Source organism: Aquitalea sp. FG25 (assembly GCF_057809375.1).
Window position 1 is genome coordinate 1 of sequence record NZ_JBMDJV010000003.1, and the last position, 15,466, is coordinate 15,466.

Here is a 15,466-nt window from a genome sequence, read left to right on the forward strand (position 1 = left end):
ACGCCATCCAAGTTGTCATTGCTGTATTCCCGGGAATACGTGCTTCTGCATCACCATCAGGTAGTCTGGCCGTTGAATTCCCAGGAATACACGCAGATTCCTTCACCGCTGCACTTAAGTCTGTATCCCCGGGAATACAGACTTATTCATTACCAACTAGACATCGAATACGTGTATTCCCAGGAATACAGAGTTGGAGATGGCAAAGTCCACCTCCAAGACAACTACCAGGTCAACGAGACCACCGAACAAGAAACCCCCTAAGGAAACTTAGGGGGTTTTTCTTTGTAGCAAGAATAACCAATAGGCCCGAGCCAGTTAATCAAACGGTTCGGGCCTTTGCTTTTATAGGTGCTGAAAATGTCGAAGTTCGATAACTACCCATACGCACTTGCCGTCTTGCAAGTTAAATTGCGCTCACAAAGTTTGCAGATAAATAAACTGCTTACAAAGGTCACAGAAGTTGCTGTAGTTAGTGCATTGCTTGTATTTGCTGACTCCAAAGACTTAAGAACGCCAATAACAAAGCCTAGAGTCGTTATTGGAAAAATGTCTGGATTGGGTAGGACCGCGCTCTACAAAACGCTATCTGAGTTGAAGGAGATGGGATTGATTAGCGGGTCTGAAGGACAGCAATCGCTTAGCTTTACCGATAAAGCAGTAAGCTTGATGGTTGATGTATTCCCGGTAATACAAAAGGCCAAGAGCGACTTTTTTAATCATGAAGGGAAATGGATACCAAGAGATGCAATCCCTTTGCTAAATAAAGGCCTTAAAGGCATTGATATCGTTAAAGCTATGTCTTTTGCCAAAAAGAACAAAGTAAGGATTCAGGACATTATTAGGAATTTTAAGCATGTTTTAGAAAAATATGAGGGAAAGGTACTAATAAGCATCCTGATGGCTATCATCAAGAACCCTGAGCAATATGTGCAAAAGGCTGAAGAGTGTATTCCCGGGAATACAGGTGCGATGAATGACTTCTCAGCATATGAACGGCAGGTGGCAAACTTCCTAACAACAGAACATGCCAATGGCATATTTATGCCGGGTGAAACTTTGAAACGTAAGCAAGGTAGGTATTACGTAACCGGCAAAGCTTCGACTGGACGTGCTAAGGCACGACTGGCTGAGTCTGCGGATATCAGAAGCCTGTTAAGTAGGGTCAAACTGCTATGCGAAACGGCAGCCAAAACCCGGGAAGTAAGTTTCTTGGATGATGGTCGTACGGTCGTATGGGATGGTGAGCAAAACGATAAGGGCAACCCTGTCGTTAACGTTGGAGGTGAGAAGATCACTACTGCGTGGCCGGCAATCTTTGCGCACCTAAAAGCCTCTGAACGCGTCTTCCAGGGTGATACAAGTGATCTGGCCCCAATGCCTAAGTCCATCCGCTTAAAAGGTCTGGAATGGGTTGTTGACCAGGTTGAGAGTGGTCGGGCGTGGATCTCTACCTACATAAAGGGGATTCGTCAGACTCAGATAGTAGATGCCAAAATGATCCCATCTGTGGGTAACTAAGGACCCATCCGTATTACGGACACTATAAATACCACTTCGTGCCCATATAAATATGCTAAGTGCTGCGCAGCCATATTCTTGATCCTAACTAACTGTTTTTGTGACTTAGGATCCAAATTTGGTAGCTCAAGAAACGAAATTGCGAGGCATGTATCCTGAGGAGAAGAAGAAACAAGGATTAAAGAAATGCTGTCAAAAACTTAAACTTAGACGACACTTTTCTGCCGGTAAGTAACGAAATTTGTGACTTTCACTACAAGCACAGCAACTGTAGGCAGGGTAGGGGTCTTCACAACAGAAAAAATATAGGTAAGCTCCAACTTAACAATCATTGAACGCAGGTCCCCGAAAATGAATACCATCACATTGCAAGCCATTCGTCTTAACACGGGTCACATCCGTGTCCTGAGTTCATCTGGCACAGAACATAAACGCGTAAGAGCATATGAGGTGCACTTTGCAACTCGTGTAGTTGTCAGAGAAGGGGAGGAGGCTAAGGAAGTTGAACTGCAGCAGAACATCGAGATCAAAGCAGAGTTGCTGGTAGCAAAACACATCATCAAAACAGAACTCTGTGACTACATTGGTGGTGAGAACATCCGTCTTCGTGTTTCACATTCTGAGGCTGTCCGGAAGCTTCAGATCGAAAACTCTGAATTGGTTGACTGCATACCGTTTGCACACTTTCTATCGACCAGACAAATCGGTACGGAGATTGAGGAGCGTGACCTAGATATGACACATTTGTGGGTCGATCATGAAAACGTACAGAAGATCCCTGCAGATGCAGCTTATGAAACAGTAGAGACGAAATTCGGTGAAGTACAACTGGGCCGTCATGCAATTGTGCGGCTTCGGGACCGGCTGGGACAAAAGACATTGGCTGATGCTGCGCGACGCATGTACCGTGCGCTACAGAGCAAGGGACTGGTTGAGGGAGACTTCTCACCAGGGTTTGTTCGCAACTCCGAGGCTAAGCATGGTTACGTGCCCATGGGCATCGGAATGACCCAGTCTCGTGAGGTAGAGGGAAAACAGGTGATGGTTAAGGTGATCTTTTTGATCGACAACCATCGTCGCCCAGGAAAGTTGATTACCACACTAGTTGCAGACCTACACGACAACGCTGACATTCGCCTGCAGTCGCGTAAGTAATTTGTTTATATTGAAAGAGTCCTGAATCGTAGGTACTATAGAACGAATTCTGGCTTCCAAGCCATGCGCACTGCGCATTTACCATGTCCGTCCGGACAAAAAAAAGGTCTGCAATGCAGGCCTTTTTTTATTCACCCAGTGGGTTTGTCCCACTTGGGGCGAATCCATCTCCTGAAGAGGAAATGATGTTCGCCACCACAATCAAAGCGCTATCTATCGTCTGGCTGTATTTGCTCACATGCATCTACAGGCAACCGCATCCCAAGTCTGAACTGATCACAATTGCTATTCCCAAAGCATGGTCAATGATTGATGGAAGGGTGTTCGTTGTTATCAAGACACGAGGGCTCAAATCCTCGTTTCAGACATCGGCCGTGGCCTTCATGGTCGCTAGCAATCAATCTGACATGTTCACCACGCGTCCTATAGAACGCCATTCGACAAGAATAGTCTCTGCTAAGGACATTGTGATGATGATTAACCAACAAGTCACTTCCATTCGGAACCACAAGTTCCAAATTACGAACTGAGGTTGTCCCATGGATAACGTCAAACACTTTACCCATGCAAACAACTCTGCTCGGAGGAAATATGCAACCGTATCTGACTATGCGTGACAGTACTGAAGTACAGGGACTTAAGGTTCTTATGATGATCCGGCCAGGCCGAGACGAGTTGGTTATTCACACTCATCAATCGGAACGTCGGGCCACCAAAAGGATCTGGAACGAGCTTATCCAATCGAACTTTGCATGGTGCTGTACCTATGCAAACGGGGGAGGGGAAAAGGATCTGGAAGCATTCTTGATGAGGTTGTCTTCTGGAAAAATTAAAGTGATAGCCAAGGTTGAAGACCGCGGCAGTTACTTTGATTTCTGGGGCGATGTTAAAGGCTTTAGTCACCAAGGCTTCCGTTTCATGATCTTTGATGAAATGCTCGCTTACCAGGTGATGATGGCCATCAGCGTTGATTCTCGCACTATCCAGCGCAGTTACATGCATCCCAAACGCAGGAAGTTCGACATCCATCCTGAGATTCGTGATAACAGGTTGCGATATGTCCGCATGAAAAGCAGCGATGACAAAATTGTCCCGCCCATTTTCGAACTGCAAGACGATGGCACCTATTACAGCAAGCTCACACGCAGCCGGTTGATTTTCGGAAGCGAGCACGTGGAAGTGTGGCAACAGGTTTTGCCACAGGGAGCAGCAGTGTAGTAATGAAAAAACCCGGCCAATGGCCGGGTTTTTTTTGGGTCGGAGAAAACTTAAGTAGAAGGCGACTCTTCGTCTTTGCCCTTATGTTTCTGACGGGCCCGTTCTTCTGCAGCTTCAGCCTTTTTGGCAAGCGCCATAGCTTCTGCTGCAATCGAAGCACGAAGAGCATTCATCTCAGCCAGGTGATCCATCAAAGCCTCATAGGCTTCTTTGGCGGTCGGACTGAGTTGTTTGAACACAGGATCGTTTTCGAGATCTTTGGTTCGGGTTGCCAGTGCTTCAGCCTGTTCGAAGAAGGAGTGCATCTTCGGGGCCGAGTTGGTTACAGCACGGATGGTGTGACGTTTAGGATCAGCTTTGGCAAGTGCCTTAGCGGTTACACGCGTCTTGCCTATCGACTGTTGCTCGTTCAAGGACTGCTGGAGCATATCGAAGGCTGACAGACCGTGCTTTTCGAGCATTTCAATTGCGAGGGTGACACTTAGTTGGTCCTGTACAACCATCGCTTTAACACGATCGTCACCTGACAACAGAGTCAGAAGTCGATTGCCCCATTGCGGTGTAATGCGCATTTCGCGGCAAGCAGACTCAAGGGTCTTACCGAAAAGTCGCATGTTACGGGCGAGTTGGATACCAAGTTCAATCGGATCCAGAGATTTACCTGAGTTATGAACATCAAAACGACTATTGATATCCTCCCAGGTAGTGCCTTCTTCCTCCATAACACAAGGAATCGGATACTCCTCAACTCCCTCTGCAAACAGTTGCAAAAGGGCATTGGCGCGGCAGTAACCGTCAGTGATGATGTACTCGACTTCATCGGCCGACTTCTTGTTGGCGAAGATCTTGAAGGGTTTAGATACCTCATACCCATGGATCTTGATCGACTCTTTCAAAGAGTTGATGTGTGCGCGGTTTTGCGGGGAATCAACGCGAACATTCAGGTCAGGATGCAGAACCAGCTTATCAAAGGGAAGCTTGATGATCTCAGCAGAACCAACAGCATCCTTACGGACTGCTGCGCGGCCAGCTCGACTAAGTTGCATCTTTAGTTCGATCCGTGTGTTGATCGAGTCAACAGAACGTTTTACATCCTCTTCGGACAGTTGCGGCAGAGCAGTATCGGGAGCAAAAAGGTCAGTCATGGTGTACTCCTTGAGATTTGGGAGCAACACGATCCCCATGGGATGGCGTCGCATCCCGAGGGAAAATAAGAAAGTGGAGGTAAGCCGAAAGGGCTTGGGTAAGTGCTGAGGTACAGCTATGTGGTTGACCACAAAGAGCCTTCATTGTACTCAGCTCTTGTTTGCTGCTGCAACAAATTCCATCTAGCACTATCCAGGTGAGAGGCAAATCCACAAAAATCTTATAACTCGTGTCCAAAGTGAGAACCTACCGAGTAACAATCGGTGATGCAAAGATTCGACGAAACCATCGTGGTAGAAAATTGACAATACAACGGCATCTGCAAACATGGGTTTTCAAAGAACATTGAGCTATAGAGGGCTATATGTCACGAGACGCAACGAAATCAATGATCCGCCTGCTTTCATCAATCCTATGCCGGCCGACAAAAAAACTTCTCACGACCCACAAAAGTATGTCTTTGATGGAGGCAATCAGAGCATCGATCGGCGATGCCACAATACTGGGCATTCCGACGTTCGCATTGAAAGAAGAAGATGCGACCGAGATAGTGGACACTGGCCTGCAGTTGGCCAGGGCGTTACAAATGGCCCATCTGCTGATGTTCTGTGTTTCCGAAGCAATTGGGTGTGAAGAGTGGTGGGGATGTAATCTTCAGGTCGCACTAGAAAATTTGTCCGACGAGTTGTGCCGTGTAAATGGGCTGGACTTTGACCTCGTTGACGAGAGTCCATCGAACGGAACCGTAGCTGAAATTGCGGCATATCGTGTCGATAGCATTGACAAAAGGATTAAGGAACAGAACGTTACAGCCTAGTTGCCAATCCCAATTGTTGTGATACCAGTGGATTTGCGCGTACACGGCTTTAGATTTTGAGTTGGGTGGTAACCAGGTTATAGTTTCACTTCATCTCTTGCAACGTCGTTGCATTTACCCACTGGGTCATAACCCAGTACGGGCTATGACCTTCTTAGGAGTCAATCATGGCCTTATCACTAGAATCGTTCATAGCCGAAGCAATCATGAGCAGTGATGCCAAGGACCAGTTCCAACGCTGGACTTGGGCTTCGCTCCCTGATGTTTCAATCACTCAAACCGATACAAGAGTACAGATCCAGGTGGGTCAAGAGACGGTTTCGGCCCAACCTTGGCTGTTGGATGATCTTTACCTTGTGGCGTATCTACAGTACCTGCAAAGCGTAGATCTCGATGAAGAGTCTCAACAGTTGCTGTTCGGCTATGACAAGTTCAGGAACTCGGGAAGCTCTGTAACCTACACCGATGATGAATCAGCCCAGCAAGATTGCCTACCGTGCAAAGGTGACTATCTCATCTACGACGGTGGGTGCAACATCAATGTTTACCAGGACAGTCTGAGCCTCATCATCACCACCAGTGAGTACGAATCCTCACTGCCCGCAAGGGGTTACCTTGAATGGATTCTTTACATGACTTGGTATCGTACTGAGTGCATGTAGAACAGAAAGTTGTCTAACCAGAGGCTCCCTCACGGGGGCCTTTTTTTATCACAAATTTGCTCACCTTTGCCTTCAAGGACGATGCACAAAAAGGCTCACCTTTGACTTAAGCGGGGAGGCCAGGGGGATCAGATTCGCGCAAGAAAGCACAACCAAGCTCACCTTTGAGCGGTTACAGGCTGATTTTCACGTGAAATAGAAATTTTTAATGCCGCACAATAGGTCTCACCATGAACTATAGCTAAGGTATTACATTAGGAATGTATCATAACAGTATGATTATCTTGGATAATATAAATTGTTGTGTAGTAATTAAGTGCACAATCCGTCTCACCTTTGGCTCAAGAAGCAAGTTGCGAGGGCACAAAATAAATCACCTTTGCTCAGTAGCATAAGCACAACAAGTCTCACCATGGAGTAGCATAGCTAATATCTCACTTTAAGGCTTTTACCTAAGTCGTTGTTTTTAAAAATTCGATCAAAAGCCATCTTGTTGTGGAACATCGGTGAGGTGGTGTATCAGTACACCTGCACAAAATAGCTCACCATGGGTCAAAGACCCTTTTACGCTTACCTTGAACGTCGGAACAATAAGAAGCACAAAGGACCTCACCTTAGCCCAGGGATTCTACTTCGGCACAAATGGACTCACCCTACAGCACAAGGTTTTGCACCATTGCACAATGACTCTCACCAGGAGCTGATTAAGCATTGAAGTAGTTGCATTTCGCCAACATTCACAATTTGGCTCACCTTGGAAAACGCGTGCACAACCACTATCACCTTATAAGCACAAGCCAACTCACCATTGAGTACAAAAACTATCACCTCAAGCACAATAGCTATCACGATGGGAACAACCCATCTCACTTTTGCTGAGTAATTCGTTGATTCTATTAGGTTTGATTGTTTCCTTGTATGTATGTAGCTTGTTAAAAACAAAAACGGCTAGCTAAGTCATTCTGAATATTAAATGAGTAACGGTGAGCAAATTTGCTTTGACGACTCACCATGCTATGGTTATCTTTGTCAGCAACAAGAGGAAAAGACGATGACGGATGGGGTGAATGCAAGCGCCAATTTGCCGATGGTTATGGCGACCGGAGAACAAGAGACATACAACTTGTTCGCGGACTTGATTAGCCAAAAATTGGACGTGAAAGACTCCCCGAAGGACATCGGGTTCAGAAGGAAGAACATCTTTGTTGAGTTAACGTCCATGACGCTACTCCAGCAAAGGTTGCTTGATGCTGCCTACTTCATCGTTGCCCAGGGGGCCGGTGACTCAACGACATTCAATGTGGATCTCCGATTCTTCCGATGGCTCATGAGATTCGATAGCAGAAACTTCAAACACCTACGATCACTCATCGAAGCATGTCAGACAAAGCTAATCAGCGTCAGCGACACACACCCCGACGAACGCACAATTGAAAGTACCAACTGGATATCTGTGCAGTTGCTTGGGCCGGCAGCAATCAACAATGGTCGGTTCTACTTTGAACTTCCGAAAGCGCTAATCAAGCAAATCAGAGAACCAGGTCCTTCTCATTGGTTCAGCCTGCGAATTGCAACTGCTTTCGATCTTGCCTATGCGAGAGCAATCTACATCCAGGTGATCACACAAGTGGACGAGGGGTCTACTGATTGGATCTCTGTTGACGAAGTTCGTGGATGGACCGGTGATTCCTTGAAGTCTGCGTCAGAGTTCAAGTACTTCAAGCGCGACTACCTCGAACCTGCAAAGAATCAGATCAACGAAGTATCTGACATCGAACTTTCGTATGAGACGAGGGGCACCATTCCAGGGTCCCGCAAGATTACCGAAATTAAGTTCAGGATGAAGCGCAAGGAAGGGAAGGTCAAAGCCCTTGAGACTTTACGCCAGCGCGAAGAGATCTACCGTGTTCTGACCGAGGAATTCAGACTGAGCGAGGCAGCACTGACCGAGATCGCTCAGAACTCTGAACGGTGGTCAGATGACTGGATTGCTAACGCAATCGAATTCACAAGGCATCGCTTGCAATCTGGGGTCATCAAGAAGAACCCTTCCGGTTACCTCATGAAGGCCTTACGTGAGAACCTAAGCCTTACTCCGGCCGAGAAGAAAATGATCGTGGTGAACGGGAACGGAGATGATCTCTTCCAGACAGAAGAGCCGGCGCCTTCGAAGAAGAAAACACGAAAGTCTGCAGCCCCAGTAGTACATGATCACGAGGTGAAGTCGGCAAAGACCTTCATTCCACCTGAGACAGAAAAACCGAAGGAGATAGATAAAACACAGGTTGCAATGGAAGAAGAGATTGCAATGGGTTATCAAATGTTCAACGAGATTGATGACAACATTAAAGAAACTATCTTGCCGCAGTTCCTGAAGTCAGCTGAGTGCTTCCTAATTATCCGCAGACAAAAGATCGATACAACATCCATCACAATACGTGTTGTGCTGGACAATGAGAAACTTTCAGACGCCTTCTACCTATTTGTGTATCGTAAGCTGCGTTCTGAGTAAATAAATGGGGCCGTTGGCCCCATTTTTAAAAATTCAAAGTTGAACAGTGTGTACAACGGTACATTGTGCCCGCAGGCCCCTTTTCTTCTTTGAATTGTTGTCGCGAACAATTACGACATCGACGATCATCAGATGACGATTTAATAGGATTGACGTGCTTGCTCTTCAATTCAAGTGAAGTAGTCTTTCTTTTCATATCTTCTCCGCAAAAAAACGAAGGGTAGTCTGTCACAACCGTGGAAGCAATCAACGTTTCGCGTAAATCATGAGGTATGCGATGGATAGCAATTACGAAAGTGAACGAAGGAAGTTGGTCATAGCTAGAGATGCCTGTAGTAGTACCCTTTCAGCAGGGGAACAAGCTGTGGGCATGCTTGTGACTACTCAAGAACGAAAGAACCCTATCAAGTTAATAGTTCTTGGGGACCAGCAGGATCAACAAGTTATCAAAGCCCTGCTAAACAAAGGATTAGGCGGACAGTCCACCAAGCGACAAGTTGGAGACTTGGGAGATGAAGTTGCTTTTGCGGTCTTCATCGACTCGCTTAGGCTGTAGACTTACCGTAATGGCATATGTTGAAGTTTTTGAATCATGATGTTGCTGTTCGTTTGTAGAAGGTAGTTGATCCATGTTTAATCCACCCAATTGTAAATTTTACTTTAGGTGCGGTTTTAGCCAGGTGGAAACATGGAACTGTCAGACATCTACGCCATTGCTTTTGATTCAAGCAAACGTGAGTTGTTATTGAGCTTACAGAGAGCCATCAAGTCTGTATCAAAAGACCTGCTGGAGACTGTGATTGGTGAGGTTGCAGGAGAAGAACGTCCGGAAATCGCCGATGCGCTACGCCATGTTTTTGACAGAAATGTAGTTCAGACTACGTTGTCATTGCAGAAGCAAGAGGCGTATCTACGCAACATTTGCGAGACATTCTTTGTTGTGGTGATTGAATCTCTCCAAAAGAAGCAGATGGAAGAGGATGAGATTCGGGTTGATGCCAGTACACAGACACCAGAAGAACTTCTCAATAGTACAAATGATCAGCTTCATTCGGAGAGGATTGTCAGTGGCATGAGACTTTCCTTTGTGAATGCGTACTCCACCCCATTTGATGCAGACAAGAAGAAAATTTCTGCAATGATCTACTCTTGGGAGTTGTGGAAGCGCAATTTACAAATACAATGCTCTCCCGACAATTCACTGGACTTTCTCGGTGTTGGTCCACGCATCATGCGGAAGCTCCATGCTCTTGGTGTGACTGATGTCAAGACACTTTGTGAGTCACCCTCGGCACCTATCAAAGCGATACCAGGCGTGTCGAAGGCAGGCTATGAGTCTTTCAGGTTGAGCATGCTTGATCGGGGCTACATTTTGGAGAAATAGTTTCGATGTACTATCTAATGAGTAACTTTACTGCGGCCGAACAGTTTGCAGATTTGGAGTTTGCTGTACAAGTAGCCCGTTGCATTGCACAGTACCCAGAAGAGCAAGAATCGACTATTTCAATCATTGATGAAACTGGAAAAAGATACTGCTATTTCTCCAATAGAAAAATCATGGCCAGTGTTTTTTCTCTTGAGAAATCTGGTGGTGAAGGGCTTTCAACAACGGTTGATGTAACGTCGATCATCATGAAGCTGAATTTTGGAAATCTGATCAAGTTGACTGAAGGAGGGTCAGAGCTGCAGCACAAAATAGCTCACCTTCATCCTTTCCCAGGTAGAGTTGCGATCTTCCTTATGAGTAGCATATTGAGCTACTTCGATATTCAATCGCTTGAAGACTTGAAGCCTGAGATGTATAAGACAGCTCAGTCCCATTTTGAGTGGATATCAGCTAATCGCAAATGACCCGCAGAGCGGGTTTTTTCTTGCTTTCCTTTTGATAGATGAAACAATAATTCTATCAAAACACGAGGTTCGCGAAATGAACAAGATTACTGCTGTTGCTTCTACTCTGATGGTGCTGTTGTCCGGTACGGCCTTTGCCAGTTGTGAAGGAAAGTTCTTCAACGGTGCATTGCCGGTAGTGAAGAATAAAAATATTGAAAAAAGCTCTGTATTTATCTGCTACAAAGCTTATGGACTTCTTACTTCCGGTGCGACTCGGACAGGTATTTATTCTGCAGAAGTCCTAACACGAGAATCAGTCGCCACTGCCCGGACCCTTAAGCGCGAAAACGTATTCCACGCAGAAGACTCACTGCCCCACGATATGCGTGCTGAACTGAATGACTATGCCAGATCTGGTTTCGACCGAGGTCACCTAACGCCCTCTGGCGATGCTGGCACTCAAGAAGCACAGGAGGAGACATTCTCCCTAGCAAACATGATTCCGCAGTTTCCGGAAAACAATCGTGGAGTGTGGGAAGGGATCGAATCTGCCACACGTCACATGGCACAGGAAAAGGGTAAGGTTTACGTAATCACCGGCCCGCTCTTCGAAGCAGATAATCTGCAGCGCCTCCATAATCGTGTTTACGTGCCCACTTCGATCTTCAAGATTGTCTTTGACCCTACGGTGGGGGCTGGTGCCGCTTATGTGACTGCTAACGGTCCAGGTCATAACTACAAAGTTGTATCTATTGCTGAGATAGAGCAGCGTGCAGGTGTCAATTTCTTCCCAACTCTGCCGGCGGCAACTAAGAGCAAGGTGATCAAGTTGCCAGAGCCACAGGAGCATGGTTTTGCTGGAAGTAAGGGTAATACAATTTCCAGCAACACCATGGGCACCTACAAGGCAATGAACACCGCTCTGAAGATACTTCGCCACTTCTGAGGTTTCTCAACCAACTCCATCCAGGCCTGCAAGGGCCTTTTTTCATACCTTTTTTTACATATCATTAGGGGAGTTACAGCCCTTTTTCACAAGGGTGGAACGGTTGTAGAGATGGGATAATTTTGCGATTCAACCAAATTGAGTTGCAACATGCAAAAGTGGTTCGTTTATCTATCTCACGGGTCTGTCTGGCGCGCAGTCGAAGATAAAGCACAAATTCCGGCAGATGTCACATCCTACTTCTATGAGTCAGCCCCGAGTGGCCGACTCGCGATCAATAAGGCGAAGACGCTCCATCGCCTGAGAAAGATCAGTGAAGCGAAGATGCGAGGACTTCCTGCAAATGCTCTCTCCAAGACAGTGGTACTGCAGGCCTGTGCATAAGCCTGTTTTCAACGGCATCCCTTCATCAATCGAAACCATATCTGGTTTTGTGGAGCGGGTGCGTCGTGACTATCCATCTGTGGCCACTCTTGACTCTGAAGTCTGTCACTACGATCAACTGGTCGTTTGGATGAAGTCAATGAATTTCAAGGCCACTCAAAGTGACCTGTGCAATTGGGAACAAAGGGATAGTGTCGATGTAAGTGCTATCGGATACGACGTACTTGCAAGGCACTTCTCGACAGATCTATTGCTCGATGCTCTCGAAGACTTCATTGCGTGGTTCGATGCTGAATACCTTCACAAGCAAGTTTTGATACAGAAACCCGGGAGTAAGGGATGAGACTCTTCAACCAGGCACAACTTGAAGAATTCCTTTTGGCGGACCCTCGGCCGGTAAAGTTCTGGGCCAGGCGTGATCCTGACATGGACTGGGTTCTCATCGACGTGGCCATCAAAGGGCTGGCTTATGGGATGAAGTCTTGGACCTTCTACGGGCCGGTCTCTCCCCCTACTGTTCTTGTCGGAACACCCACGATATCAGCCGATGCACATGCTTTCGTGCTGCTGACGGCAAGTGAGGAGTTACGCCGTGAAGATGCACACATTAATGATTTGCGAGAGGGCTTCTCTGAAGGCCTTATTCACGCAGCTGAATTTCTTGAAAACTTGGCATGCATTGCCCAAGACATTAAATTTGAAACCAATTCGAAACCCAGGGTTTAACCATCTATGCCTACACTTCCTAATGAAGGTCTGAAGACGATCGCCGATCTCAAGAATTACACCGAGAAATGCTGTGGCTATGCTACGCCGATCGTTATGGGTGGTTTCTACTACCTGCTCGGATTTTTTGATATTTCTATCATGCATCGCCAGTACGCTACTGTCGAATTTCGCAGGGTCATTGGCGGTGAAAAGAACATGCATAGTGTGCTTCAAAATCTGGGTCTGCTCGATTACTTGCTCAGCCAGGACAAAGCGAAAGCAGAAAAGTCCTTGCATGTGTATTGGGGTGGCGATGAGTTGGCACCTGTCCGGGACATGATAAGAAGAGCATTACGCCAGGCCGTAATCAAGGCAAGCACTGAGAAAGTCCGCGCTTCCAAACAGGGCGAACCTATAGCTGCATAATTATTCGATTTAAAGTAATCGATTCATTTTAATCAATATGTTTTCGTCTGGTTGAATTTAACTACTTCCATAGTGAAGTTACTTTGAGTGAAGACTACGTAGCTGTGGTTTATGTAGATCAGTGACCAACAAATCAGGATGTTGTTCTTGCTTTCATTTTCAGAATCATTGTGTGAAACAACGAAGTAGAGAAAAAGAAGTCAAAATCTGCATTCTATCCCGAAGTAAGTCAAGTTGAGGTAAAGGATATTGAGTATTTTTGCATACGTGGTGAGCTTTCTGAATTTAATGGAGCCTCACCCTCAACAAGAACTACTCTTTGATCTTGATGTCGATGACTATATGATCAGTTTGCTTTAGTAGCCATTGGTTTTCCATCGGGTAACAAGGCTCGGATACAAAGTCAACGGAATTCTATGGTCAAATAGAATCTGACTACGATCTTCGAAAAGTTACTTGGATAGTAGATATTGAATAGAGCCAATAGGACTATACCTATAGGCTCTTTTTTCTAATTTGTGAGTGATTGTGAATAGAATACTTAAAATAAGAAAATTGCTTGATTTGCAATTTTTCATCCTCACCTTTCATTTTAAACGAACAGGCATATTTGTTTGCCCACGTCTTTTCTTTGCGGCTGCAAGGGCAATTATACTTTTTGTACCAATCAGTATTTTGAAGTCATTGCTGGTGAAGAATTCGTTAGCCGAAATTACATTCACAACATTGATTCCATTTTTCCTTTGTTTTAACGCTTACATATCACTTAAGTATTCAAAGATACCACTAACTCGGCTTGGTTATATTTTTGCATATTTAAAGACCTGCAAGCCATCAGATGAGAATGCATACACGCATTTGATATATTTAATTCAGACAAATCCTGAAGGTGTTGAGTATTACTCATTAGAGTGGGCAAAGCATGAATTGCAAATACTAAGAGGGGAGAAGTCGTGAAGGTAGCTGAAATCGAAAAAGGAAGTTTTTATTCTGATGATAGATTTGGTGTGCGTGAAGTAACTGCCGTCGATGGCGTTGGAAGAAGTGCAATGGTGACATATCGTTTGATTTCGGCTAGAAACCCGCATCACAAATCAACATCTGGCTTCATCTCGACACTTGGTACAGAAAGAAATATTAGTCTGCATTCTTTCGCAGGGTGGGCAAGAAAAAAACTTAATGTAGCCGAAGCTAATCACTTGAGATGGAAAATTAAATCAAGAAAAATCAAGATTTCAGATGTAGAAGTTGGCTTCCTCAAGGAATTTTGCAAAGCAAACGAATACGATATTAAACGTGGATGTAAGTATTTAGTTCCTATCGAGGCCGTTGATATTGCGCATGGCATTGTAAAAAGTCAACTTATAGTCCTCGTTGACGGTATATCCTATTTGACAGATTTGGGAGTTGGATGGTTGGAAGATAACATAGAGATTTTGCGTGAGTGATTTTATGAAGATTAACAAGGTGAGGGTCATTGCAGTTGGAATGTTTGTTCTGATCTGTGTGTTAGCATTCTTCTTACTGAGATCCACAAAAGAGAGTCCAGAAGTGGGGAAAGTGTATTCTCGCTCCCAGGTGCAAATGGTATCTAAAACTTCAGCACATCCTGATTGCTATAGATTTCACCTTGATATTATTTTGTCAGACCGTCATGAGTTCACTGATTCTGATCTTCGTGGTGTGGCAAAATCATGTGCAGAAGATATTCAAATGGAAGCTTTGTCTAAGGACATTCGAAAAGTGTTTAACTATCAATGACTGGATTAGTTGAATTTATCAGAGGTAACTCTGTGTTTCATGACACAGAACGACCAAATGTAGCTTTTTTTACCGCTGAATGTGTTGGGTTTCTTATTCTATGTGTAGTACTGCTAGCGGCCATTCATCAACACAACATTTCTCGACCTGCTGATTCTCAGGCTTTACGATCGACGATAGCAAGGTCCGCCAGGCCGGCGTGCGTTGTACGTATTCTTCGGAGCCAACTTGATGAGCATGTATTGATTACATCCGACAGGGTCAAGGAAGCAACTAATCTTTGCACGAGCAGAGCTGTTGGATTATCGAAGACAAGCGATACCCTAAGTACTGAAAAAGTAATTGAAGTTCAACGGAACGTTCTTGACCATATAATC

At 45.4% G+C, this 15,466-nt stretch carries 17 protein-coding genes; 16 read left to right on the top strand and 1 reads right to left on the bottom strand.

Translation table 11 applies throughout. From position 1 onward, the window contains the following. The 5 genes from ACODR9_RS02985 to ACODR9_RS03005 all read left to right on the top strand — a co-directional run. Positions 1–264: hypothetical protein (locus ACODR9_RS02985; protein ID WP_488807526.1), on the top strand; the 264-nt coding region annotated here is incomplete at its 5' end. Between the two features lie 96 nt (positions 265–360). Beyond that, positions 361–1,521, top strand: coding sequence for a cyclic nucleotide-binding domain-containing protein (locus ACODR9_RS02990; RefSeq protein WP_488807527.1), 1,161 nt, complete (start codon positions 361–363; stop codon positions 1,519–1,521). A 351-nt stretch (positions 1,522–1,872) separates the two neighbouring features. Continuing rightward, positions 1,873–2,676 carry a hypothetical protein gene (locus ACODR9_RS02995; RefSeq protein WP_488807528.1) on the top strand — a complete coding sequence of 268 codons (804 nt, stop codon included), beginning with the start codon at positions 1,873–1,875 and terminating at the stop codon, positions 2,674–2,676. 182 nt (positions 2,677–2,858) lie between these two features. Beyond that, positions 2,859–3,206, top strand: coding sequence for a hypothetical protein (locus ACODR9_RS03000; protein WP_488807529.1), 348 nt, complete (start codon positions 2,859–2,861; stop codon positions 3,204–3,206). Between the two features lie 61 nt (positions 3,207–3,267). Then, positions 3,268–3,894 carry a hypothetical protein gene (locus ACODR9_RS03005; protein WP_488807530.1) on the top strand — a complete coding sequence of 209 codons (627 nt, stop codon included), beginning with the start codon at positions 3,268–3,270 and terminating at the stop codon, positions 3,892–3,894. A 50-nt stretch (positions 3,895–3,944) separates the two neighbouring features. Here ACODR9_RS03005 and ACODR9_RS03010 read toward each other — a convergent pair whose 3' ends face one another. Next, on the bottom strand, positions 3,945–5,039 hold the full coding sequence (locus tag ACODR9_RS03010) for a hypothetical protein (protein WP_488807531.1): 1,095 nt from the start codon (positions 5,037–5,039) through the stop codon (positions 3,945–3,947). Between the two features lie 365 nt (positions 5,040–5,404). Between ACODR9_RS03010 and ACODR9_RS03015 the strand changes: the two genes are divergently transcribed. From ACODR9_RS03015 to ACODR9_RS03065, 11 genes are all read left to right on the top strand, one after another. Further along, on the top strand, positions 5,405–5,857 hold the full coding sequence (locus ACODR9_RS03015; RefSeq protein ID WP_488807532.1) for a hypothetical protein: 453 nt from the start codon (positions 5,405–5,407) through the stop codon (positions 5,855–5,857). Between the two features lie 167 nt (positions 5,858–6,024). Further along, positions 6,025–6,519, top strand: a complete 495-nt coding sequence (locus ACODR9_RS03020; protein WP_488807533.1) for a hypothetical protein — start codon at positions 6,025–6,027, stop codon at positions 6,517–6,519. A 973-nt stretch (positions 6,520–7,492) separates the two neighbouring features. Continuing rightward, positions 7,493–9,031: a hypothetical protein gene (locus ACODR9_RS03025; protein ID WP_488807534.1), complete on the top strand. Its 1,539-nt coding sequence runs from the start codon at positions 7,493–7,495 to the stop codon at positions 9,029–9,031. Between the two features lie 688 nt (positions 9,032–9,719). After that, the gene (locus ACODR9_RS03030; RefSeq protein ID WP_488807535.1) at positions 9,720–10,415 is read left to right on the top strand and encodes a hypothetical protein; all 696 of its coding nucleotides are present in this window, start codon (positions 9,720–9,722) and stop codon (positions 10,413–10,415) included. Between the two features lie 17 nt (positions 10,416–10,432). Then, on the top strand, positions 10,433–10,882 hold the full coding sequence (locus ACODR9_RS03035; protein WP_488807536.1) for a hypothetical protein: 450 nt from the start codon (positions 10,433–10,435) through the stop codon (positions 10,880–10,882). A gap of 76 nt (positions 10,883–10,958) precedes the next feature. Then, positions 10,959–11,810 carry a DNA/RNA non-specific endonuclease gene (locus ACODR9_RS03040; RefSeq protein ID WP_488807537.1) on the top strand — a complete coding sequence of 284 codons (852 nt, stop codon included), beginning with the start codon at positions 10,959–10,961 and terminating at the stop codon, positions 11,808–11,810. Between the two features lie 343 nt (positions 11,811–12,153). Next, a complete protein-coding gene (locus ACODR9_RS03045) occupies positions 12,154–12,537 on the top strand; it encodes a hypothetical protein (protein WP_488807538.1) in 384 nt (127 codons plus the stop codon). Further along, positions 12,534–12,920 carry a hypothetical protein gene (locus ACODR9_RS03050; RefSeq protein ID WP_488807539.1) on the top strand — a complete coding sequence of 129 codons (387 nt, stop codon included), beginning with the start codon at positions 12,534–12,536 and terminating at the stop codon, positions 12,918–12,920. The genes ACODR9_RS03045 and ACODR9_RS03050 overlap by 4 nt, the downstream gene beginning before the upstream one ends. A 6-nt stretch (positions 12,921–12,926) precedes the next feature. Further along, positions 12,927–13,328: a hypothetical protein gene (locus ACODR9_RS03055; RefSeq protein WP_488807540.1), complete on the top strand. Its 402-nt coding sequence runs from the start codon at positions 12,927–12,929 to the stop codon at positions 13,326–13,328. 953 nt (positions 13,329–14,281) lie between these two features. Then, a complete protein-coding gene (locus ACODR9_RS03060; protein WP_488807541.1) occupies positions 14,282–14,776 on the top strand; it encodes a hypothetical protein in 495 nt (164 codons plus the stop codon). Then, the gene (locus ACODR9_RS03065) at positions 14,769–15,089 is read left to right on the top strand and encodes a hypothetical protein (protein ID WP_488807542.1); all 321 of its coding nucleotides are present in this window, start codon (positions 14,769–14,771) and stop codon (positions 15,087–15,089) included. Before ACODR9_RS03060 ends, ACODR9_RS03065 begins: the two co-directional genes overlap by 8 nt. Positions 15,090–15,466 lie beyond the last annotated feature (377 nt).

Excerpts from the sequence above, each read along its gene's own strand:
- ACODR9_RS03050 (WP_488807539.1), top strand. The coding sequence starts at position 12,534 with ATGAGACTCTTCAACCAGGCACAACTTGAAGAATTCCTTTTGGCGGAC.
- ACODR9_RS03005 (WP_488807530.1), top strand. The coding sequence starts at position 3,268 with ATGCAACCGTATCTGACTATGCGTGACAGTACTGAAGTACAGGGACTT.
- ACODR9_RS03035 (WP_488807536.1), top strand. The coding sequence starts at position 10,433 with ATGAGTAACTTTACTGCGGCCGAACAGTTTGCAGATTTGGAGTTTGCT.
- ACODR9_RS03010 (WP_488807531.1), bottom strand. The coding sequence starts at position 5,039 with ATGACTGACCTTTTTGCTCCCGATACTGCTCTGCCGCAACTGTCCGAA.
- ACODR9_RS02995 (WP_488807528.1), top strand. The coding sequence starts at position 1,873 with ATGAATACCATCACATTGCAAGCCATTCGTCTTAACACGGGTCACATC.
- ACODR9_RS03020 (WP_488807533.1), top strand. The coding sequence starts at position 6,025 with ATGGCCTTATCACTAGAATCGTTCATAGCCGAAGCAATCATGAGCAGT.
- ACODR9_RS03040 (WP_488807537.1), top strand. The coding sequence starts at position 10,959 with ATGAACAAGATTACTGCTGTTGCTTCTACTCTGATGGTGCTGTTGTCC.
- ACODR9_RS03025 (WP_488807534.1), top strand. The coding sequence starts at position 7,493 with ATGAGTAACGGTGAGCAAATTTGCTTTGACGACTCACCATGCTATGGT.
- ACODR9_RS03000 (WP_488807529.1), top strand. The coding sequence starts at position 2,859 with ATGATGTTCGCCACCACAATCAAAGCGCTATCTATCGTCTGGCTGTAT.
- ACODR9_RS03055 (WP_488807540.1), top strand. The coding sequence starts at position 12,927 with ATGCCTACACTTCCTAATGAAGGTCTGAAGACGATCGCCGATCTCAAG.
- ACODR9_RS03015 (WP_488807532.1), top strand. The coding sequence starts at position 5,405 with ATGTCACGAGACGCAACGAAATCAATGATCCGCCTGCTTTCATCAATC.
- ACODR9_RS03045 (WP_488807538.1), top strand. The coding sequence starts at position 12,154 with ATGCTCTCTCCAAGACAGTGGTACTGCAGGCCTGTGCATAAGCCTGTT.
- ACODR9_RS03030 (WP_488807535.1), top strand. The coding sequence starts at position 9,720 with ATGGAACTGTCAGACATCTACGCCATTGCTTTTGATTCAAGCAAACGT.
- ACODR9_RS02990 (WP_488807527.1), top strand. The coding sequence starts at position 361 with ATGTCGAAGTTCGATAACTACCCATACGCACTTGCCGTCTTGCAAGTT.